We start from the raw sequence: 21,719 nt of genomic DNA, 5'->3' as shown, positions 1-21,719 counted from the left end.
AGGCACAAAGATGCAATGCTGGCGGTTGCAGGCCAATATGGGACGAATTAATCAGATAGTGATAAATTAATCACTATGCCACAGTAGGGCGATTTAGCTTACTTTTGTAAGGCAAAAGAGAAGTGTATGTATCAGAAAAAGATTCCAATTGATTATAACTGCGGACTTAACATCGCTATGGAAGTGGTAGGCTCCAAATGGAAGTTCTGTATACTCGATGAAATCTCAAAAGGCGCCATTCGCCCCCGGGATATGATGAATGCCATCAACGGCATCACCAGGAGAGTACTACAGAACCAGCTGAGGGAACTTGAAGTGCACGGAATCGTGGGGAAAACAATTTATACAGAAGTGCCTTTAAGGGCGGAATATTATCTCACGGAAACAGGCAAAACACTGTTACCCTTAATTGCTGCGGTAGACGAATGGGGACTGGGTTTTGGGCCGCAGCTGAAAAGCATTCTGGAGAAGGAGGAATTGGATGCCCTGGCTGTGGTAAATTAATCAGGGGATTTAGATATCTTGTAAAAAATCCGCAGACAGGAATACTTCATATGAACAAGCCTATACTACTGATTCCTGAAAAAACAGACGTTGAACTGGATGGCGTTTTTACTACGTGGAAGAATAGGGGAGGCACAATCCAGCGACTAGGGAAATACTGGATCAAAGATGAAATACTGGCAAAGCAACGGATAGCGATTTATGGCAACCAAACATTTGCGCTGGTACTGGCGCAGATTTATGGAGTAGACCTGCTTTCACCAGATGATACACTGATAGCCCGGCTGGATAATAAATGGATAAAACGGGATATCTCCCTCACACAGATCGGGCAAATACGTGAATCGGATTTCCCGGTATTCATCAAACCCGTTATACCCAAAATATTTGCTGCCGGTATATTTGATACAATCACAGACTTTAAAAAGGTAACAGAAGGATTGTCTGATGAGGAGATGATACTGGTTTCCTCCATTGTTCATCGTATCAAAGCAGAAGCCAGAGGCTTCATTATGAATGGTGTAATAAAGGACCTCGCCATCTACGAAGGCACTGCAGACCTTGACCCTGGAAGGCTTTTCTTAACGACGTTTGTAAATAGTTATAAAGACCAGCTGCCGGAAGTTGTTGTAGTTGACATTGCTTACCAGGAAGAAACAGGGTGGTTTATACTGGAGTTTAATGCCTGCTGGGGTGCAGGGCTCAATAATTGTAATGCGGAGAAGGTGATAGATTGTATTATAGGGGCAACGGTGAATAAACCCATCTCCTCATAAATTCCCCTTCTTCATTTCCGTCACCGCATAACCCGCTGCCCTGGCCGTCATCGCCATATACAACAACGACGGACTCTGATTTCCTGTACTCGCCATTGCCGCACCATCTGTCACAAATACATTTTTGCAATGATGCAGCTGGTTCCATTCATTCAGTAAAGAAGTCCGTGGATCTTTACCCATACGACAACCGCCCATTTCGTGGATATCCAGTCCCGGCGCCTGGTGATTATCATGTTGCTGAATGTTTTTACATCCTGCTTTATCCAGCATTTCTGCACTCTGTGTGAGGAAGTCCCGGATCATTTTTTCATCGTTGTCGTCATAATCTACTGACATTACCAGTAACGGAATTCCCCACTGATCTTTTTGATCTGTACTCAATCTCACGTGGTTACTTTCTTTGGGAATGGTTTCTCCCTGCATGTACATATAGGTTTGCCACTTTCCCGGAACGCTTAAGGCATCTTTGTATGCAGCGCCAATAACGCCGTCGGTATCGCCTTCGCCGCGCTGGCGGTAAGCGCCCATAAAGGTGGTGAAGCCACCTACATAGTCGGTGTCCTGCTGTTGCAGGTTCCGGTAGTTGGCAATGATAGGCTCCGTGGGATTACGGCCGTAGTAGTAACGATCTTCCATGCCTTCCATATCGGCACTCACGGAAGCGCGGTAATTATGGAATGCCACATATTTTCCCAGCAGGCCGTTGTCGTTGCCAAGACCGTTGGGAAACCGGCGACTGGTAGAATTCAGTAATACCAGGTTGCTGTTTAAGGCGGCGGCATTCAGGAAAATAATGCGTGCAAAGAAGTCGGTGATTTCTTTGGTATTCGTATCAATAACGCGCACACCGGTGGCTTTGCCTTGTTGTTCATCGTAGATGATGGAATGCACCACGGAAAACGGACGCACGGTCAGGTGTCCCGTCTTTTGTGCCCAGGGCAGGGTAGAAGACACCGAGCTGAAATAGCCGCCAAACGGGCAGCCCCGCATACATAAATTCCTGGCCTGGCATTTTACCCGGCCCTGTTGAAAGTGTATGTCTTTGGGTTCGGTGAGATGCGCCCACCTGGCATGTACCAGGTGACGGTCTTTGTAATGGGTCTGGATAGTTTGCTGAATAGCCGCTTCTGCGCAGTTCAGTTCAAACGGTGGAAGGAAATCTCCGTCAGGCATGGCGGCAATCCCATCGCGGGTGCCGCATACGCCAATAAATTGCTCTACATGCGAGTACCAGGGCGCTATTGTTTTATAGTCGACAGGCCATCCGATGCCATATCCGTAACGCTCCGGGGCAGTAAATTCGTATTCACTCCATCGCTGGCAGGCACGCCCCCAGGTCAGTGATTTGCCGCCTACCTGGTAGCCCCTGATCCAGTCGAACGGCTTTTCCTGTATGTAGGGATGATCTTTATCGCGGATAAAAAAATGCGCCGTGTCTTCTCCAAAACCAGCGGCTTTGGAGATCAGCGGATTTTCCTGAAGGAATGTTTTTGTCATTTGGCCCCGGTGCTTAAATTCCCAGGGGGCTTTCGTGGCGGTAGGATAGTCTTTTACATGCTCCACAGGACGGCCTCTTTCCAGCACCAGTGTTTTTAATCCCTGTTCACAGAGTTCTTTGGCGGCCCAGCCGCCGCTGATACCGGAACCGATGACGATGGCGTCGAAGGTGTTTTGCGCAATGCCTTTGGTGGCAATATGAAAAGAAGGAGTGGGCATAAAATGGAATTATAGACAGATGGTCGTGGAAGATGTAACCTTACGAATATAAGCAATATTTATGGCGCAGTATCCTCCTTTTCACAGGCTCACTTCCGGATAAACACAGGTCGTGCTGCTTGCATTTACAGCCGGTAATGTCTATTTTGCCTGCGAAATATATTCCACGCAAAACTGTAGATCAAATGACATTCAACCGCAGACAGGCACTTAAAACCTTTGGCATCACCGCAGGCGCCGCCCTGTTGAAACTGCCGGCAACGGCTGCCGTGAATACGCCAAAGGCCAGTCCCGCTTTTAAGTATTCGCTCAACATGAGTACTATTCGTGGACAGAAACTGGGTTTTATCAAAGAGCTGGAAACTGCGTCAAAAGCAGGTTTCAGGCATGTGGAAATATGGATAGACACTTTTCAGACCTACCTGCAACAGGGAGGTTCGGTAACAGAAGCCAGAAAGATCATCGAGGGACTGGGGCTCCAGATAGAGAACGCCATTGGTTTTGCCAGATGGATCGTAGATGATGAAGCCACCCGGAAAGCCGGACTGGCCCAGTTACAACAGGAAATGGAGCAGCTGGCGAAAATTGGCTGTAAAAGGATCGCGGCGCCGCCCATGGGTGCTAATAACGCCCACACGCCTGTAATAGATCTCAACGTTGTTACTGAAAGATACCTGGCTATCCTGGAGATGGGGGAGAAAACCGGTGTGCTGCCCATCCTCGAAATGTGGGGCGGATCTCCCAACCTGAAAAAAATAAGTCAGGTGTTGTATGTGGTAACGGAAAGTGGTCATAAAAATGCGCGGGTACTGCTCGACTCCTTCCATATCTTCAAAGGCGGTTCCAGCTTCGACAGTACTGCTTTTGTGGGTAAGCCGGCGATTGATATTTTTCATGTAAACGACTACCCGGCAGGCATCTCCCCGGAAAAAATATCAGAACCAGACCGCATTTACCCGGGTGACGGCATTGCACCACTCCGCCAACTGATGCAATGTATCAGAAATCCGGAGAAACCGGTGATCATCTCCCTGGAAGTGTTCAATAACAGCTACTATCAACAGGATGCATTGCTGGTAGCCAAAACAGGACTGGCGAAGATGAAAGCTATCACAGCCGGTTTATAATCAGGAAGATGGATAACGGAAACGGGTATATTCTTATCAAGTGAGAAATGCCCGCGCCGCACAGATCAATAAATACCTATTTTAGCCGCATTTTAATATGTGTTCATGAACGAGGAAAAGGAAAAAAACTCATTCGGGATCTTAAAAAGCTTGAAGAAACTCATCTTTGAAGATGGCCCTGAACCGGAAGCCGTTACCCCTGCGAAACCTGTAGCCGCCGCCCCGGAAGTAAAAGTAGCTGTAGCAGATAGAACGACCCCGCCACCACTTCCTCCGGAAGCCACCGGCAATGCTCCCGTAATGGATGTGAAGCAGATGAAGGTGAAAGTGCTGGAAATGCTGGAGAAGCTGAACGAACCTGGCGTCGATTTTTTCGAGGTCTGGAATGCCGCTGCTGAAATGGGTAACGTAAACGAAGGTACGCTGAAAGCCGCTTTTACGTCGCTGAAGTATGTCGACAAAACCCTCACAAAGGAAAAGCTCAGTACCTCCGGTGAACGCTATGCCACCGAGCTACAGAAAGTGATCGACCGTGAAAGCAGCCAGAAGGAACAGCAGAAACAAACCATCGAACAGAACCTGGTAAAAGAGAAAGCAAATCTTACAGAGGAAATCAGTCAGCTGGAACGCCAGCTGGCACAACTGCAGCAACAACTCGGTGAAAAACAGATCTATCTCAAAGAAATCAATAGCAAATACGAACCGCAACTGCGTGATATCGACAGCAAAATAGCTGTTGGTAAAACGGCAGTAGCAGAAGTCATCTCCGATATCCGGAATGCACTTAATCTGATTGATAGCAACATTATCTAACAACATCATATCCCTATGGTCAATAACAACCAACAAGTCAACATCCCGGCTGAATTGAAGAGTCAACTTCCGATTTTCCAGGTACTGGGCGATCACTTGCCTCAGCAAATGCAGACACCCGAGGCAAAGAAAACCATGTCCAGTATTTTCTTCTGGGCACTCATTCTCGGTGGCGCCTATGCGTTCTTCAAATTCCTGCCCATCATGCTGGAGTATGCGGCTAAAAGCATCCTGCTGGTTATTTTCAGTATCATCCTGATTGTACTGCTGCTGCTGGCGCCGAAAATTATTGCCATGCTGCACCGCCTGGGCACCATCCTGATTTTTAAAGGGGAAAAGGCGATCATCCGCAACAACCCGGTGGAAACACTGCAATTGTTATCCAAAGACGCCAGAGATACCCTCAAAAGAGTAAAAGAGAAAATTGCGAACGTGGATGGTGTACGCATCGATATGATCCAGAGTGGCGAAACATCACAAAAAACAGCGGAAGAGAAATATGGCTACGCCAAACGCTTTACTGTAGATGCTGCCAGCATGGAAGAAAAGAGCAAACAGGAAGCCGCCAATAACAATACAGAAAAAGCCAACAGCTACGCCCGCGATGCGAAAGAAACGCGCACCAAGGCTTTCCTGCTGGGTAAAGAAGGCGAAGCGGAAGAACAGAATGCCAGAAGCTACGTGCAATACGCCAACCAGTTTGCCAAAGTGCTGGAAGTGCTGAAAGACAACGAAAGCGCTGCCCGCATTTATGTGAGTACCCTCGATAGCAGCATCTCCATCATCTCTAAAAAATTAGAGGCCACCCAAAAGATGAAGAATGCTACAGAAGGACTGGCAGAAGTATTTAATATCAAAGATGGCTGGGTATTCCAGGAAGCGATGAATGCCGCTACCGGCGCCATCAGCCAGAATATTGCCTCTATCCGCTCCAACCTCGATTTCCTGGATCAGAACAATAATATCACTGTAGGCGGCGCACCTTCACAGGGTGAACTGGAAGAGTTTATCCGCAAAGTGGATGAACGTAACCTGAAAATGCTGAACGTCAGCAAAATGGCCGATTCCTATTATGAACTGAAACCGGAAGAGAAAGTTGACAAAGGCTTCTCCCTGTTAGATTAATTAAACGAACCCAAATACTAATATCACATATCACATGGAAGAAAAATCAACCTGGGGCCGGCTCCGCTGGCCAGTTAAAGCGTTTATCATTGCTATCCCGATCATCGGTATCGGTTACTGGGCCTTTGAAAGCGGCAAGTTTGATGCCGGTGCTGCTGGCAGCAAACCTAAAACAGAAGATAGCGCCAAAGCATCCGGATGGTCTTCATCAGCACCTAAGTCGGCCAAGGCTCCCAAAGCGGAAGACAGACGCACCTTCAACTATGTACCGGAAAAACCGGTAAATGGCGAAATGAAAGGCGTGGTGGAAGTAGGCGCCTCCGGCTTTAACTCTTTTGTGGTGAACATCGACAAAGACAAACACTGGGAAATAGTGTCCAAAGACTTCGGTAAATCTTTTGTTTACGAAGGCATGGCAACTACTGCTGATATCCGCATGGGGCTGAAAGACTATATCGGCGCTATGTTCGACAAAGGTGTTAAATCTAAGAATGTGCATTTCGTGATTAGTTCCGGTGCCCAGAAAGATCCTAAAACAGCAACCATCACTGCTGAATTAAGAAAGATGGGCTACATCGTAAACCTGGTAACTGCAGAACAGGAAGGTAAACTTGCCCTGAAATGCGTATTGCCTCCAGGTTACTACGATAACTCTTACGTAGTGGACATCGGTTCCGGTAATACCAAGATCTCCTGGATGGAAAACGGTACTATCAAATCGGTAGAAGGTCCCGGCGCCAAATACTATGAGAAGGAAATCAAAGATGAAGTAGTGTACACACAGATCAGGGGACTGGCACAACGTATTCCTGAAGGCAAACGCGATATCTGTTTCATCATTGGCGGCGTGCCTTTTGAGCTGGCCAAAGAAATCCGCGATGGAGAAGAAAGATTCACTGTTCTCAACGATCCTGCGCAATACAAAAGCGATAAGATCAAGATCAAAAGTGGTCTGAATATCTACAAAGCCATCAAAGACGTTACCAACTGCGATACTTTTGTGTTCGACTGGGATGCCAACTTTACCATTGGCTTCCTGTTGTCACTGGGCAAGTAGTTCATGATAAAATAAGAAGGCCCGGCTGATAGCCGGGCCTTCTTATTTTATTTCAGATCTATGGTTACCTTCTCAATTTTACCGCTGAATTTGAAAGGAAGCTTATAGGTCCAGTCAATCGCAGAGCCGCCATCTTTGCCTATATCCAGCCCTTCTACAATCGAGAACTGAACAGGTATCGTTTTTTCCAGCCGTCCTTCTGCTACCTTTTTACCGTTGGCCGTCATTGTTAATGTTCCTCCTTTTCCAAGTCCGCCGCCGTCATATTTAAAGTCAACCACCAGTGTTGTTTTTCCCGCAGGCAGTGGTTCGGGTGCAATGATGTTGATCCGGTCCAGTGCCAGGTAATTGTAAACAAATACCGGTTTGCCTTCCCGTAAATACAAACCATAGCCCCCCTGCATGCCGCCATGGGTAATGATAATGCCGCTATCCCTGGTGTCGGAGAGGTCAATGTAAGCGGTGATCGTCCAGGATTTGCTGAGCATAGGGGGCGCAGCGGCATCGGGAAGACCATTGGTACCATCATAATAAGTCATGGATTTTCGTTTGCCGATCAGTGAGGGTCTGCCCATGAGTTCTGCATTCATCCTGGGATAAGATCCCCGCCAGTCCAGTGGCAATACGTTGTATTTAGCAGCTTCCACCCACCACATATCCTGCATCTGCCGCAATTTTTCGGGGTATTTCTGTGCGAGATCATTCGCCTGTGAAAAATCTTCATCGATGTTATAGAGTTCCCATTTTTGTTTATCCGGATCAAATGCCCCCCGGGTGGCTTCCCAAGGTGGAAAGGAGAGGGCAGAGGCCATCCAGCCGTTGTCATAAAGCCCTCTGTTTACACCAAGTTCAAAATACTGGGTATTATGACGGCCCTTTGCCTGTGCGCTGTCAAAAGTATAGGCGAAACTGATCCCCTCAATCGGTTTTTGTTGGATGCCATTCAGCTCCCTGGGCGCCGTAATGCCGCATATTTCGTAAATGGTAGGTACAATATCGATCACATGTGTAAACTGGCTCCTGAGGCCTCCTTTATCCTTGATGCGTGCGGGCCAGTCGATGATCAGCGGATTGCGTGTGCCTCCAAAATGACTGGCCACCTGTTTAGTCCATTGAAAAGGCGCATCCATGGCCCATGCCCAGGCAGAAGGAAAGTGGTTGTAGTGTTTGGGGCCACCCAGTTCATCCATCACTTTTAAGTTGTCCTGCCATTTTTCCGGGAACCCGTTAAAGAAAAGCATTTCATTGATGGAGCCTTCCAGCCCTCCTTCGGCACTGGAACCATTGTCGCCGGCAATGTAGATGATCACGGTATTGTCGGCATCCGGTAATTGTTTGACGGCATCGATCACCCTTCCCATCTGGTCATCACAAAAAGCACCGTAGGCGGCAAATACTTCCATCATGTGTGCATATAATCTTTTTTGATCGGCATTGAGGGAAGACCAGGCGGGCAAACTCGCCGGACGTGGCGTGAGCTTAGCGGTGGCCGGCACAACGCCTAGTTTTTTCTGGCGTGCGAATGCGTCCTCGCGGTAAGCATCCCAGCCCATATCATACCTACCCTTGAATTTTTTTATCCAATCCTCCGGTGCATGATGTGGCGCATGTGTGGCGCCCGGCGCCACATACAAAAAGATCGGTTTATCGGGCGCTATACTTTTCGTTTTTTGTACCCAGTTGATCGCCTTATCCGCCAGGTCGGTAGTCAGGTAATAGTTGGGGTCTGCAGAAGCAGGCACCAGGTTCCTGTTTTCATATAATACCGGGTTCCAGTGGTTCATATCTCCACCGTTAAATCCATAAAAATAATCGAATCCAAGCCCGTTGGCCCAATGGTCGAAAGGCCCTACATCACTGGTTTCCCAGGTAGGGGTGTTGTGATTTTTGCCTATCCACGCCGTGGCATAACCGTTTTGCCTTAACACTTCTCCTACAGTACCGCAACTCTTTGGAAGTATGCAGGTATACCCTTCGTAGCCGGTTGCCAGTTCGGTAATGCCCGCAAATGCTGCTGAGTGGTGATTCCTGCCGGTGATCAATGCGGCTCTCGTCGGACTGCACAGCGCTGTTGTATGAAAACGGTTATATCGCAAACCTTCTGCGGCGAGGCGGTCCATAGTAGGAGAGGGAACGCCGCCGCCGAATGTACTGAATTGCCCAAAGCCTGCATCATCCAATAAGATGAGTACAATATTTGGTGCCCCCTTTGGCGGTTTTACCGGTTGCGGAAATTGCGCCGGATCAGACTCCAGGTAAGTACGTCCTACATGCCCGTTGTAGTGAAAGTCTGGTCGGGGAAGTACATGCGGCGTACCGTTTTCAGGAGTAGTATTATTTTTTACCTGTGCATCGGCAGACAGGAAAAGGAAGATAGCAAGTGCCGGGTAAAGGCAGGTAACCAGCGTCTTATTCATATTTAAGGATTGTAGTGATCATGATCATCGTAAACGACCGTGGCCGGATACAACAATGAACTTAAAAATGAGATGAGCTAATGTAAATGCCTGGAAACGAGAGGAAATGTAAGGTGGGGTGTGTCAATATTAAAATAAACGTCCTCACTCGAATATACCAACACTCAAAAAGAAGATATTGTTTTTGGATTTTAATTAAATGATTTCCGGTACTCCAACGGAGATACCTTCGTTTTACTCTTAAACAGTTTGTTGAACGATTGGGGATATTCAAAACCCAGCTGATGGGCAATCTCACTCACGGATAAATTTGTGGTGGTAAGGATCTCTTTGGCCTTTTCAATCACTTTATGCTGGATATGCTGCTGCGTACTTTGCCCGGTGATGGTGCGCAGCATATCGCTCAGGTAATTGGGCGACATATGCAGTTGCGCTGCAATGGCCTGTACCGTAGGCAAGCCTTTTTCAGATACTGCACTGCTGTTGAAATAATCCGATAAAATATGCTCCAGCTTTATCAACAGGTCATGCGTAGCCGGTTTCCGGGTAATAAACTGCCGGTGATAAAAACGGTTGGAATAATGAAGCAACAGTTCAATCTGTGTAATAATCACATCTGCACTGAAATGATCAATACTGGAATGATATTCCGTTTCGATATTATACAGGATGTTTTCAATCATTTTTTCTTCCTGTTCCGAGAGATATAACGCCTCATTCAGCTCATAGGAAAAGAAACCATACGTGCTGATCTTACTGGCCAAAGCATGCCCCACCAGGAAATCAGGGTGGAACATCAGGCAGATACCTTCGGGGGGCACCGGGTCGCCCGTGGTATGTGACAGGAGTTGATGGGGGGAGATAAAAGACAGGATGCCTTCATCGAAATCGTAATACTGCTGACCGTACTTTAACTTCCCGCTGAAATTTTTCTTAATAGCAATACAGTAAAAGTTCAGCGTAAAATTTTGCATCGCTTCGTATTCCGTGAGTATATTTTCAAAACGGAATACGCTCACCATTGGATGCTTCGGTTTGGGTAAGCCTAAGTAACGGTGCTGCTCCGAAATGGAATTGATCACATGTGGACTGTTCTTACTCTTCATGACGATATAAAGATAAACAATAAGAGGGGAGTGCCCCTCTTATCGGAATGTTAAAGCGTGGCCATATCAATCACAAACCGGTACCGGACATCTCCTTTTTCCATGCGCTCGTAGGCGGCGTGAATGTTTTTCATATCGATCAGTTCTATATCTGACACAATGTTATGCGTGGCACAGAAATCCAGCATTTCCTGGGTTTCCGGTAAGCCGCCGGCACCGGAGCCAGCCACCACCTTATTGCCAACGGCCAGCGTAAAGGAAGAAACTTCCCAGGGTTTGGCAGGCATGCCTACGTTGATGTAAACGCCATTGGTTTTCAGCAAAGCCAGGTAAGGATTGATATCATGATCGTTTGCTACGGTATCTATAATAAAATCGAAGGACTTATAAGCCGCTGCCATCTGCTGCGCATCTTTCGATACCACAAAATGATGCGCGCCCAGTGTTTTTGCCGCTGCTTCCTTATTCGGTGACGTGCTCAGTACTGTCACTTCCGCACCAAAGGCTACACCGAACTTCACCGCCATATGACCCAGGCCGCCTAATCCAACCACGGCCAGTTTGTGGCCTTTGCGTACACCCCAGCGCCGCAATGGCGAGTAGGTGGTAATCCCGGCGCAAAGCAACGGTGCTACTGCTGCCAGGTCCAGCTTTTCAGAGATGGTATATACAAAATCCTCCTTTACAACAATCGTGTCTGAATAGCCACCATAAGTAGGCTGACCGTCAATGCCTTTGTTATTATACGTTTGTACCGGGCTAACCTGGCAGAACTGCTCCTGTCCGTTGTTGCAGTCTTCACAATGCTGGCAGGAATCTACCATGACGCCCACACCCGCGCGGTCGCCTACTTTGAACTTTTTTACATGACTTCCCACCGCTGTAATATGTCCCACAATTTCATGGCCCGGCACCATCGGGAATATCCCCTCGAACCAATGATTGCGGATCTGGTGCAGATCGGTATGGCATACGCCGCAATAGGCAATGCTGATCTGTACGTCGTGCGGACCAGGGGTCCTGCGTTCAAACTGCCACGGCGCCAGATCGCTCTCGGGGCTTTGCGCTGCATATCCTTTTGTTTGTATCATCGTCTTGTTTTTATGAATACAAAAGTCGGCCACCCATAGTTCGGAAAAGTAGCCCAATCCCGGATTGTTGTATCCGGATAAGGGCTACATAAAAAGAGCTGCCCCCAACGTATGGAGACAGCCCTGTATTGCTGACTGTTCATTATCTGATGAGTACTTCCGCTACCACGGGTAAATGATCCGAAGGATACGGTTCGTTGATCACTTTGCTGGTGGCCGCACGGAAACGTTTGGCATTGGTCCACAGAATATGATCGATCACGCGGTTGGGATGATTCACCGGTATGGTAAAGGCGCAATCGGTGCAGGAAGGCGTAAACCTTTGCAGTAGTATCTGGTAGGAAGCACTTTCCGGCTTGCAGTTCAGATCACCTGCCAGTATAAAAGGCAGCTTATTGCCGGCCGCAATTTTGTTGATCTCTGTGGCTTGTTCATCCCTCACCGCTGCGTTGCTCACATCGAGGTGGGTGCTCGCAAAAATGATGTTCTTACCGCCGCGTAGTGTCACTTTCGCAATAGCTATTACCCGGTCTTCACTACCCGGATTCGCCGTTTCCGGCAAATGGATCGTTTGCATATCGCTTAATGGTAGCCGCGACAAAATAGCCACTCCGTAATCGCCGCCATCATGGTCAATGGCTTTGGCAAAATATACCTGCATACCGGTTTGTGAAGCCAGCATCGCTGCCTGGTCCACACCGCCGGCACGCCCGGTGCGCACGTCTACTTCCTGCAAGGCCACCAGGTCGGGCTTTTGTGCGTTGATCACGCGGGCGATTGCCTCCACTTCTATCTCCCCCGACTTACTTTTCGTAGGGGGATTACAGTGATGAATGTTGTATGTCATGATCCGCAGTGTATCGCGGTTGCCTGCGCTGGCAGTATAAGCACCCGCACACAGCAGCAGTAATGAAATGAATGGTTTTATCATATCAGGTTATTTATTCCCAGCCGGGGTTTTGAGGTCCCAGTGCAGGATTGCGTTGTATTTGTGTCAGTGGAACGGGAAACAGGTAATGCTTGGGATCAACAAACTGCCGGCCGGTCATTACAATGATGTAACCATTGGCATCAGCGGCCATATTGCTTACCTGTGCAGGCACGGCGGCCAGCGATTTCTTCATGCCTTTTACATCGGCTGCCAGGAGGTTACCCTGTTTCCAGCGGATAATGTCGTACCAGCGTTGTCCTTCCCGCGCCAGTTCCACGCGGCGTTCGCGACGGATCTCTGTACGAAGGTCCTGGCCGTTGGCAGTAATATCCGCCAGTGTCATGCGTTTCATGCCCACGCGGTCGCGCAGTTTGTTGATGGTGAGGTCGATATCTGCCTGCGATAATTTACCCTGTTCCATCCTTGCTTCCGCATAGGTAAGCAATACTTCTGCGAGTCGCATAACGTGAATATCGTTCTGGTCCTTGCTTACCTGCGATACGGTACTGACTTCCACATACTTCGTATAGTAGTAACCGGTAATGGTCACGCAACCGAGTTTATCCGATACAAATTTGGGTGCAGTAAAGATGGCCGTATTCGTATTGGCGGGATTACCATCTTTCTTTCCTCCCCAGGCGGCACCGGGAGCCAGGATGGTTTGCTTCATCCGGGGATCCCTGTTTTCAAACAGGTTGGCATAGGTATCTTCCTTGTACAGCGGCGATTTATCAATAGTGAGGCCGTCGCTGCACAGATACGCATCTACCAGTGCTTTGGTGGGATTGTACCGCGATGCCTGATCTGGTACCTGCGACTCCCGGCTGATATTGTGCATACTTACATCTGTAAGGTTGATCCGAGCGGCGATCGTTTCCTTATTCACGCCTGCACTGAGTTTGCCTTTGTAGGTAAACAGGTCGTAGTAGTCCTGTGCGGGTTTGCCGGTGCTGTAAAGAGAATATACGTTGAGATCCATCACGTCCTTTGCCGCTTTTTCCGCCACTTCCCAGCGACTGTCGTATAATGCCATGCGAGCCTTGAAGGCAAGGGCGGTGCCTTTGCTGAAACGTCCCAGCGTGGCGCCGGTCTGACGTTCTTTTTTCATCATTCCTGCGGCTTCTTCCAGCTCCGACAGGATAAAGTCGATGATCTCTTTGCGCTTGTTACGCGGACCATACAGCTCGTCGATATTCAGGGGCTTTGTCACCAGCGGCAGATCACCAAAGTAGGACACGAGGTTCATGTACATATACGCCCGGATGGTTTTTGCTTCTCCTGCCATCTGGTCTTTTATCACCTGTGATACAGTGGTGGCACGCTGGTAGTTGGCCAGGAAAACGTTACACTGGCGGATGCCGCTGTATTGACTCTGCCATTCTGCATTTACTGCCGACAGGTCCGGATCGAAGTTACCGCTGCCAAAAATGCGATAGGTATCTGTTGTAGAGGAGTTGATACTGTTATCACCCATCTGATCCATCGCAATGGTATTGTTATTTTTCACATTGGCATATAGTCCGTTTAAGGCCAGTGTCAGTTGCTCTTCTGTTGTCCAGTAGGTTTCATCGGAGATGGCATCCAGCGGCGTGCGGTCCAGGAATCCTTTGCGGCAGCCGGTAAAGGACACTGCTAAGGACAGGCCTGTATATAGCAATATCTTTTTCATAGTTATCTAAAGTTGATGTTTAAACCAAATACAAATGTTTTTACCTGTGGATAGAAACCACCACTGCTCACGGGTGTTTCCGGGTCATAACCATAGAAGAAATCGGTTTTGGTGAGCAGGTTATCAGCCGAGCAATACAAGCGCAGGCGGTCTATCCGGTATTTTTGTGTCAGGCTTTGCGGAAGGGTATAACCTACCTGGATATTCTTCAGACGCAGGTACGATGCGTTTTCCAGCCAGAAGGTAGATAGCCGTTGATTATAGGAGTAGCCATAGGCCAGTCTTGGATACGTAGCATCCGGGTTATCGGGTGTCCAGCGGTCCAGGTGTATGGGCTGCGGGTTAGAGCCGTCATTGATAAAGGCATGACGCGCGGCATTGGCCATCAGGCCGTCTGCTTTACCAACGCCCTGTAAAAAGAAGCTGAAATCAACGCCTTTCCAGGCAAGGTTTCCGCGCAAACCGTATGTATACCTCGGAATGGCGCTGCCAATAACCTGGCGGTCATCTGCGGCAGTAATTCTTTTATCACCGTTCAGGTCTTTGTAAATGATATCGCCCGGTTGCATCGGGTAGCTGGCGTCATAAGGGAACAGTGGCGTATATTTATTGGTAGCGGCGTCATAGCTATAATCGGATATCTGGGAGATGCGATCCGCCACGAAGCCATAGAATGCATCAATCGGTTGACCTACTGTTCTGATCTGGTCGGCAATCGTAGCAGGGGCATTTCCCAGGCTGATCACTTCATTTTTTACATCTGATAAATTAGCGGTAACGCCGTAGGTAAACTCGTTCACCCTGTCCTGCCAGCCTATCATCAGCTCCCATCCTTTATTGCGAACTTTACCTGCATTCTGATAAGGATAAGTACCGCTCATACCGATTACATCAGGCAATGGTACTCTCAGCAGGATGTCATTGGTGTTATTGATATAATAATCTGCAGTGACATTCAAACGCCTGTTCAGGAACGCCAGATCCAGCCCTATATCCTGTTTGGTCATAGATTCCCAGGTCAGCAGCGGGTTAGGAATGCCTGTTTGCCGGTAACCTACCGTCAATACGTTACCAATGGGCATCGTTCCTACAGAACTGATCGAAGAGAGATAACCGAAATCATCTTTTACTTTATCATTGCCCTGTGTACCATAAGAGGCGCGTACTTTACCAAAATTGATTACATGCTCCAGGGAACGGAAGAAAGATTCTTTGGAGAATACCCATCCTGCCGATCCGGAGAAGAACCAGTTCCAGCGCAGGTCTTTAGCGAACCGGGTGGATCCGTCGTAACGGAAGTCGCCTTCCAGCAAATACTTTTCATCATAACCGTAGTTCAGGCGGCCAAAGAGCGACTGCAACGCATTCTGACTGGCATCTGATCCGTTCAGCTGGTTCAGGGTGCCGAGGTTGATACTGCCGAGATCCTGTGTGGGGAGGTTGGTTCTGCTGGCGCTGAAATTACGCCCGATCGTTTCTTCTGAAGACGCGGCCACCATCGCTTTTACGTAATGCTTTTGAGCAAAGGTTTTTTCGTATTCGGCCATACCGATCACGGTCTGGTATAAATTGGTGTAATCCCGGTTGTCAATTTTGTTGGGATTATTGGTCTGATAAATCAGCGAATTGTCGTCCGGGTTATAGTAGTTAATAGTTTTGGTAAAAATCTGCCGGAAGGAATTACTTTTTACAATACCATACTGGCCTCTCAGGCGGAAGTCCTTGCTGATATTCAGTGTAGCCTGTATATTTCCTGTGATTTCCTGGGAAGAGAAGTCATTGGTCCCGCCATCCGTTACCAACGCTACGGGGTTCAGTGATCCGCCAAGATAGCCCCAGCCACCGGTGGTAAACCGTACCGGCACTAATGGAGAAATCTGGTGAGCAGACTGAATAGGACCGCCGGTACCACTTACATCCGCGCTGGAACCGCTCTGGTTACGGTCTATATAGCCCAGGTTGGCATCCAGTTGAAGGATGTCGAACAAGGTGGTATTTACCCTGAGGCGTACATTGTGTCTTCTGGCGTTATAGTTATCACCGGTAATGAGGCCGCCTTGTTTCAGGAAGCCGTAAGACAGGTAATAGTTGATATTATTGGCGCCTCCGGAGAGATTTAAAGTATGGTTCTGCTGTGGCGCGCTCGTTTTATACATTTCCTTCAACCAGTTCGTATTGGCGTAGTAGTTAGGGTCGCTGCCATTTTTGGCAATATCGATCTGTTCCTGCGTGTAAGTGGGATTATTACCTGCATTTACTTTTGCCTCGTTCAGCAGGGTCATATAATCTACAGAGCCGAGAAAAGTAGGCAGGGCAGTAGGTGTTTGCAGCCCGAAGTAATTGGTATAAGCGAGGGTAGGTTTACCTCCTTTTCCTTTTTTGGTGGTTACCAGGATGACGCCATTGGCGCCGCGTACCCCGTAAATAGAAGAGGAGGCAGCATCTTTTAGTACAGAAATGGTTTCAATATCATCCGGGTTGAGGATGCTCAGGTTTCCACCGGGAATACCATCCACTACTACCAGGGGTGCGGCATCATTAAGCGTACCGATACCACGGATACGGATCGTATTTTCATCTGATCCTCCGGGGATGGCGGTGGCATTGATCACAGTTACACCGGTCATCTGTCCCTGCAGGGCAGATACCACCGACGTAGCCGGCCGGCCCTTAAAATCTTCGCTGGTTACTGTACTCACAGCGCCGGTGAGATTCGCTTTTTTCTGCGTGCCGTAGCCTACTACCACTACCGCATCGAGGCCAACGGTAGAAGGTTTGAGGCGTATGGAATAGTCGGTTTTACGATCTGCCGTGATTATTATTTCTTCATAACCCAGCATCCGGACAGACAGCTTTTCGCCAGCATTCGCAGCAATCCGGAAGATTCCTTTGTCATCGGTGATAGCACCTTTGCCGGTAGCCAGATTCATGATCCGGGCGCCGGGAACAGGGGCGCCTTTTTCATCGGTGACGGTACCGGTTACCTCTACGGCTACACGCACTTCTGCGGGTTTGCTTTTTACGATGATGGTGTTGTTGTTGATGGTGTAGGTGAAAGGTTGCCCTTCGAAACACTTGTTCAGCGCTTCTTCCAGTGTTGCGTTCACCAGTGTGAATGTGACCGGCCTGGCATCTGCCAGCATTTCTGTGTTGAGCAGGAAATTGTAACCGGTCTGTTGTTTGATCTCTTTAAAAACATCTCTCAGAGATGCCTGTTTCTCTGTAAGATTAATCCTTTGTGCATAGGTAACTGCGCTTACCTGCACAGATAGAAAAAGGATAGCGGCAAAGGCGAGTTTGCACACGCGTAGTGCCTTCCATGAAAGTGTACCTGCCTTTTTCAAGGCATAAGCATTGCGCTTCATAAATCAATTTTAGTTTACGAATGTTGGACCTGACCGATATGTGTAGTGGACGAAAGGTTAATTGATGACCCTGATTTTTTCTCCGTTGATTTTAAATTGTACGGTTCCTGTTAATGCCAGCATGTTTAATACTTCTGTCACATTGGTGAAACGGGAGATACTGCCCGCATAAGATAATTTTTTATTGTCACTGCTATATTCGATATCTACATTATACCAACGGGAAATTTTGCGCATAATGGAAGTGAGATCTTCATCGTTAAAAATGAAGTAACCATTTTTCCATGACATCGCCTGCTCTATGTCTGCTTTTACTACTTTGAAACCTTTGCTGCCGCTGAATACGCCCTCCTGGCCGGGTTGCAGCACCACTGCTTCCTGCCGGTCATTTTGCAGTTTTACTTTTCCTTCCAGCAAAGTGGTGTTCACTGTTGCTTCATCCGTATAGGCCATCACGTTAAAATGGGTTCCTAATACCTGTACCTGCATTCCTTTTACTTTTACGATAAAAGGTTGCTGTTTGTTTTGAGCAATTTCAAAATAGGCTTCTCCTTCCAGTTCCACGGTTCTGTCTTTGCCGGTAAACCGGGTCGGGTAACGCAGTCTGCTGGCGGCATTCAGCCAGATTCTACTGCCATCGGGCAGTGTAAGACTATATTGTCCGCCACGGGGAATAGCCAGGGTATTATATAAAGGCGTGGTTTCAGTTGGTGCATTGGTTGCCAGCTGATAACTCAGTTGACCGCTATCGGATTTATTGATAGTGGTATTGCCTTGTGCAGCTAATTGCCCTGTTGCTCTGTCGTTCAATGCGATCTCTGTACCGTCTGCCAGGATCAGCACGGCTTTGTTGCTGGCGGGTTGTATGCCTTGCCGCTGTGTAGTGCCCGGCTTTTTGGCGGCCAACACCGGTGAGTGCCGCAGGCCCCTGTTAAAATAAAAGAAACCGGATACTGCCATCAATAATACGGCTGCCGCTGCCGCTGCTGCCTTCCAGGGGAAGAGGCGTTTTACTTTTTCTTCACGTGCAATACTGGTGTCAATACGCTGCCGGATCCTTTCTTTTAGTATATCATCATCACTGCTGTTGTCGCTAAAACAAAAGTCATCCTCATACTGCTGGAGCCGGGTAAGCTCGTCAGCACTGCATTCCCCGCGAAGGGAGCGCTCATAGAGGTCGAGGTATTCTTCTTTTGTCATAGTGAGCAGTACGTTTATAGCTATAGAGACAAATATTTTATCAAACACACACACTTTTTAAAAAAAAGAGTATTTTGTCAATAACGGAAAACACATACATGTGTTTTCGTGATCATCAACCAGGATCAATTCCTATGTATATTTCATGTTAATTTAACACACGCGTAATTTTATTTTCTCAATTTTTGTGGCATGATCAGGTGGGATGCTAACACGGCAGATGCTGACTTATGGCTTGCAGTCAGAGACGGTGAAAAAACAGCTTACAACCTGTTATTTAACCGCTATTGGGGAAAGATGTATCAAACCGCCAATCACCTGCTGAACGATGGCGCCGCCAGTGAAACCATTGTGCATGATGTATTCCTCACGCTCTGGCTGAAAAGAGAAGAACTGGAGATCGGCCATTTCCGCAATTATATTATCAGCGCTACCAGATACCATGTATATCGTGTGCTGAAAACAAGAAAGGCTTTCCCTTTAGTGGAAGCGGAAGAAGATATGGCTGCTATTCAGAATGCGGCCGAAGCAAAGATCCAGGAACAATCTTTCCGCCAGCAATTACACGCCTCCTTAAACAATCTTCCGAAAAGATGCCAGGAAATATTCCTGCTCAGCCGGGAAGAACAACTCAGCAACCAGGAAATCGCAGAACGGTTAAATATCTCCAAAAGAAGCGTCGAAAACCAGATCACTTTCGCGCTGCAAAAGCTGCGGATCTATTTCAAGCATCTGATGATGCTGGGAATGCTGATCATCCCGATGATGTGAAAACTCATTCCCACTTACCTAAATTTGCCTATCTTTGCGGCGCATTTCCGGTTTTTACCAAAACACGCCGGGAATAGCAGTAACAATGTACAGTCATGTGGATGAGGACACGCTATTTTGTCCTTTTGTGGAATCGGAAGAAGTAAATGCGCTCGCACAAGGGCTTACTTTTTCATTGGAGAAAACACCACATCCGTTGGCGCTTATCGCCGCCACGTCTTTACAACAGCATTTACGGTATCAGCAAAACTGGCAACATAACTTTGGCCTTACCGCCGGGGAAGAAGGACCGGCTATCGGAAAGATGTTTGGCGTACTGGTAGTACGTACCAAAGAAGGGGAACTGGGCTACCTGTCGGCTTTTTCGGGTAAACTGGCCGGGGGCAATCACCATGCGGGGTTTGTGCCGCCCGTATTCGATACGTTGGTGCCCGGCGATTTCCTGAATGTAGGTCTGATAGAAGTAACAGCAATCAACAAAGAGATCAGCTTCCTGGAGTCTGTTGGAGCAGCGGAAAACGCCGCTCAGATCCATCTCCTGAAAACAACAAGAAAAGAACGGTCTGTTGGCTTGCAGCAGAAAATTTTTGAACAATATCATTTTTTGAATGCTGCAGGGGAGTCCAAAAGCCTGATAGCCATTTTTGAAGAAACGCCTGCGGGTAAGCCTGCCGCCGGAGCAGGGGAGTGCGCCGCCCCTAAATTGTTGCAATATGCGTTCCTGCAGGGAATGGAGCCACTGGCGCTGGCGGAATTCTGGTGGGGCTTATCTCCCAAATCGGTCAATTGGAAACATGGCCACTTTTATCCTCCCTGTCGTGAAAAATGTGCACCTATCCTCGCACATATGCTGGCTTCCTGATTTTTGAGAAAGATAAATCCGCAAAGGATAGTAAGAACATGCGCCAAATTTATATCTTTATAGCTTTCTTCAACAAACATGGACATGGACATGAATAAAAAATGTATTATCGCAGGTCTGGTATGCTGTATGGGCCTGGGTTTGGCGAGTACTTCCACAGTAGTGGCGCAGGTGGCTGCCATTAAAACTGACGCTGTTGACGGAGGTGCCCTGATTGGTCGCTGGGATATCAAAGTCAATGAAAATGGCGCAGAAAAGCCATCCTGGCTGGAAGTGGAGCTTTCCGGATTTAGTACGCTGGTAGGCCGCTTTGTTAGTACCGGCGGTAGTGCCAGACCCATCTCGAAAGTACACTTCGACAAAGGAAAATTCAGTTTCTCCATTCCGCCTCAATGGGAGAGGGAAGACCGTGACCTGTCGCTGGAAGGAACCGTTACTGCCAGTGGTATCAGCGGTACTATCCATACCAGCGGCGGCGAATCTTACACTTTTACCGGCGTGAAAGCACCGGATATGAAGAGAACAGCTGCACCGGTATGGGGCAAAGCCATCAAATTATTCAACGGAAAAGACCTTAACGGCTGGAAAGCAGTAGGCGCACAAAACCAGTGGATCGTGAAAGACGGTATCCTTACCAGTCCTCACTCCGGCGCTAACCTGATTTCCGATCAGAAATTCAGTGACTTCAAACTGCACGTGGAGTTCAGATACCAGAAAGGTAGCAACAGTGGTGTGTATTTAAGAGGCCGCTATGAAACACAGATCATCGACAATCCTAAAACAGATCATCCCAACAGTCACCTGTTTGGCGGTATATATGGCTTCCTGGTGCCCAGCGAAATGGCACTGATAGGCCCCGGCGAATGGCAAACTTACGACATCACCCTGGTGGGTCGTATGGTAACCATCGTTGCCAACGGTAAAACCATCATCAGCAACCAGGAGATTCCGGGTATCACCGGCGGCGCGCTGGATAGCAATGAAGGCGAACCCGGACCTATCTATTTCCAGGGCGATCATGGTCCTATCGAATTTAAAAGTGTAGTAATTACGCCTGCAAAGTAAATCACTCCGCAGGAAGGATATAGTTTAAAACGTGGTACTTTTCGAAAGAGAAGTGCCACATTTTTTTTAGATATTTCTGTAGAAAAAGATGTTGTCACTTGCTTCGTGAATGTCACAAAGC

The 21,719-nt window shown here is 48.0% G+C and carries 17 protein-coding genes; 9 read left to right on the top strand and 8 right to left on the bottom strand.

Annotation, left to right across the window (positions count from 1 at the left end; translation table 11 throughout):
* Nucleotides 1-126 precede the first annotated feature (126 nt).
* On the top strand, nt 127-504 hold the full coding sequence (locus BMW79_RS22365) for a winged helix-turn-helix transcriptional regulator (RefSeq protein WP_089898262.1): 378 nt from the start codon (nt 127-129) through the stop codon (nt 502-504).
* 50 nt (nt 505-554) lie between these two features.
* On the top strand, nt 555-1,280 hold the full coding sequence (locus tag BMW79_RS22360) for an ATP-grasp domain-containing protein (RefSeq protein WP_177192289.1): 726 nt from the start codon (nt 555-557) through the stop codon (nt 1,278-1,280).
* Here BMW79_RS22360 and BMW79_RS22355 read toward each other — a convergent pair.
* Complete coding sequence (locus tag BMW79_RS22355; protein WP_089898260.1) at nt 1,275-2,999, bottom strand: GMC oxidoreductase; 1,725 nt, start codon at nt 2,997-2,999, stop codon at nt 1,275-1,277. The genes BMW79_RS22360 and BMW79_RS22355 overlap by 6 nt on opposite strands.
* Nucleotides 3,000-3,184: 185 nt before the next feature.
* On the opposite strand from BMW79_RS22355, the gene BMW79_RS22350 reads away from it, so the two are divergent.
* The 4 genes from BMW79_RS22350 (at nt 3,185) to BMW79_RS22335 (ending at nt 7,121) form a co-directional block, all read left to right on the top strand.
* Nucleotides 3,185-4,126 (top strand): sugar phosphate isomerase/epimerase family protein, encoded by a 942-nt coding sequence (locus BMW79_RS22350; RefSeq protein WP_089904088.1) that lies wholly within the window; start codon nt 3,185-3,187, stop codon nt 4,124-4,126.
* A 105-nt stretch (nt 4,127-4,231) separates the two neighbouring features.
* Nucleotides 4,232-4,939 carry a hypothetical protein gene (locus BMW79_RS22345; protein WP_089898258.1) on the top strand — a complete coding sequence of 236 codons (708 nt, stop codon included), beginning with the start codon at nt 4,232-4,234 and terminating at the stop codon, nt 4,937-4,939.
* A 15-nt stretch (nt 4,940-4,954) separates the two neighbouring features.
* A complete protein-coding gene (locus BMW79_RS22340; RefSeq protein WP_089898256.1) occupies nt 4,955-6,064 on the top strand; it encodes a hypothetical protein in 1,110 nt (369 codons plus the stop codon).
* 34 nt (nt 6,065-6,098) lie between these two features.
* The gene (locus tag BMW79_RS22335) at nt 6,099-7,121 is read left to right on the top strand and encodes a hypothetical protein (protein ID WP_089898254.1); all 1,023 of its coding nucleotides are present in this window, start codon (nt 6,099-6,101) and stop codon (nt 7,119-7,121) included.
* Between the two features lie 47 nt (nt 7,122-7,168).
* Here BMW79_RS22335 and BMW79_RS22330 read toward each other — a convergent pair whose 3' ends face one another.
* The 7 genes from BMW79_RS22330 to BMW79_RS22300 form a co-directional block, all read right to left on the bottom strand.
* Nucleotides 7,169-9,538, bottom strand: a complete 2,370-nt coding sequence (locus tag BMW79_RS22330; RefSeq protein WP_089898253.1) for an arylsulfatase — start codon at nt 9,536-9,538, stop codon at nt 7,169-7,171.
* A gap of 191 nt (nt 9,539-9,729) precedes the next feature.
* Nucleotides 9,730-10,644 carry a helix-turn-helix domain-containing protein gene (locus BMW79_RS22325; RefSeq protein WP_089898250.1) on the bottom strand — a complete coding sequence of 305 codons (915 nt, stop codon included), beginning with the start codon at nt 10,642-10,644 and terminating at the stop codon, nt 9,730-9,732.
* Nucleotides 10,645-10,694: 50 nt separating this feature from the next.
* The gene (locus BMW79_RS22320; RefSeq protein ID WP_089898248.1) at nt 10,695-11,735 is read right to left on the bottom strand and encodes an NAD(P)-dependent alcohol dehydrogenase; all 1,041 of its coding nucleotides are present in this window, start codon (nt 11,733-11,735) and stop codon (nt 10,695-10,697) included.
* 142 nt (nt 11,736-11,877) lie between these two features.
* The gene (locus tag BMW79_RS22315; protein ID WP_218150410.1) at nt 11,878-12,666 is read right to left on the bottom strand and encodes an endonuclease/exonuclease/phosphatase family protein; all 789 of its coding nucleotides are present in this window, start codon (nt 12,664-12,666) and stop codon (nt 11,878-11,880) included.
* A gap of 10 nt (nt 12,667-12,676) precedes the next feature.
* Nucleotides 12,677-14,335: a RagB/SusD family nutrient uptake outer membrane protein gene (locus BMW79_RS22310; RefSeq protein WP_089898247.1), complete on the bottom strand. Its 1,659-nt coding sequence runs from the start codon at nt 14,333-14,335 to the stop codon at nt 12,677-12,679.
* Nucleotides 14,336-14,337: 2 nt separating this feature from the next.
* Nucleotides 14,338-17,700: a TonB-dependent receptor gene (locus BMW79_RS22305; RefSeq protein WP_089898246.1), complete on the bottom strand. Its 3,363-nt coding sequence runs from the start codon at nt 17,698-17,700 to the stop codon at nt 14,338-14,340.
* Nucleotides 17,701-17,757: 57 nt separating this feature from the next.
* On the bottom strand, nt 17,758-18,900 hold the full coding sequence (locus BMW79_RS22300; protein WP_089898245.1) for a FecR family protein: 1,143 nt from the start codon (nt 18,898-18,900) through the stop codon (nt 17,758-17,760).
* 192 nt (nt 18,901-19,092) lie between these two features.
* Between BMW79_RS22300 and BMW79_RS22295 the strand changes: the two genes are divergently transcribed.
* From BMW79_RS22295 to BMW79_RS22285, 3 genes are all read left to right on the top strand, one after another.
* Complete coding sequence (locus BMW79_RS22295) at nt 19,093-19,671, top strand: RNA polymerase sigma factor (RefSeq protein WP_089898243.1); 579 nt, start codon at nt 19,093-19,095, stop codon at nt 19,669-19,671.
* 85 nt (nt 19,672-19,756) lie between these two features.
* The gene (locus tag BMW79_RS22290; protein ID WP_089898242.1) at nt 19,757-20,533 is read left to right on the top strand and encodes a pseudouridylate synthase; all 777 of its coding nucleotides are present in this window, start codon (nt 19,757-19,759) and stop codon (nt 20,531-20,533) included.
* 84 nt (nt 20,534-20,617) lie between these two features.
* A complete protein-coding gene (locus BMW79_RS22285) occupies nt 20,618-21,598 on the top strand; it encodes a 3-keto-disaccharide hydrolase (RefSeq protein WP_245752631.1) in 981 nt (326 codons plus the stop codon).
* Nucleotides 21,599-21,719: the final 121 nt, after the last annotated feature.

The organism is Chitinophaga arvensicola, from assembly GCF_900110835.1.
GTDB classification, from domain to species: Bacteria; Bacteroidota; Bacteroidia; order Chitinophagales; family Chitinophagaceae; genus Chitinophaga; species Chitinophaga arvensicola.
This window is presented reverse-complemented; position numbering and strand designations above follow the sequence as displayed.

Bases quoted from the DNA above. Each gene is read 5' to 3' on its own strand.
- BMW79_RS22365 (WP_089898262.1), top strand. From the start codon at position 127: ATGTATCAGAAAAAGATTCCAATTGATTATAACTGCGGACTTAACATC.
- BMW79_RS22360 (WP_177192289.1), top strand. From the start codon at position 555: ATGAACAAGCCTATACTACTGATTCCTGAAAAAACAGACGTTGAACTG.
- BMW79_RS22355 (WP_089898260.1), bottom strand. From the start codon at position 2,999: ATGCCCACTCCTTCTTTTCATATTGCCACCAAAGGCATTGCGCAAAAC.
- BMW79_RS22350 (WP_089904088.1), top strand. From the start codon at position 3,185: ATGACATTCAACCGCAGACAGGCACTTAAAACCTTTGGCATCACCGCA.
- BMW79_RS22345 (WP_089898258.1), top strand. From the start codon at position 4,232: ATGAACGAGGAAAAGGAAAAAAACTCATTCGGGATCTTAAAAAGCTTG.
- BMW79_RS22340 (WP_089898256.1), top strand. From the start codon at position 4,955: ATGGTCAATAACAACCAACAAGTCAACATCCCGGCTGAATTGAAGAGT.
- BMW79_RS22335 (WP_089898254.1), top strand. From the start codon at position 6,099: ATGGAAGAAAAATCAACCTGGGGCCGGCTCCGCTGGCCAGTTAAAGCG.
- BMW79_RS22330 (WP_089898253.1), bottom strand. From the start codon at position 9,538: ATGAATAAGACGCTGGTTACCTGCCTTTACCCGGCACTTGCTATCTTC.
- BMW79_RS22325 (WP_089898250.1), bottom strand. From the start codon at position 10,644: ATGAAGAGTAAGAACAGTCCACATGTGATCAATTCCATTTCGGAGCAG.
- BMW79_RS22320 (WP_089898248.1), bottom strand. From the start codon at position 11,735: ATGATACAAACAAAAGGATATGCAGCGCAAAGCCCCGAGAGCGATCTG.
- BMW79_RS22315 (WP_218150410.1), bottom strand. From the start codon at position 12,666: ATGATAAAACCATTCATTTCATTACTGCTGCTGTGTGCGGGTGCTTAT.
- BMW79_RS22310 (WP_089898247.1), bottom strand. From the start codon at position 14,335: ATGAAAAAGATATTGCTATATACAGGCCTGTCCTTAGCAGTGTCCTTT.
- BMW79_RS22305 (WP_089898246.1), bottom strand. From the start codon at position 17,700: ATGAAGCGCAATGCTTATGCCTTGAAAAAGGCAGGTACACTTTCATGG.
- BMW79_RS22300 (WP_089898245.1), bottom strand. From the start codon at position 18,900: ATGACAAAAGAAGAATACCTCGACCTCTATGAGCGCTCCCTTCGCGGG.
- BMW79_RS22295 (WP_089898243.1), top strand. From the start codon at position 19,093: ATGATCAGGTGGGATGCTAACACGGCAGATGCTGACTTATGGCTTGCA.
- BMW79_RS22290 (WP_089898242.1), top strand. From the start codon at position 19,757: ATGTACAGTCATGTGGATGAGGACACGCTATTTTGTCCTTTTGTGGAA.
- BMW79_RS22285 (WP_245752631.1), top strand. From the start codon at position 20,618: ATGGACATGAATAAAAAATGTATTATCGCAGGTCTGGTATGCTGTATG.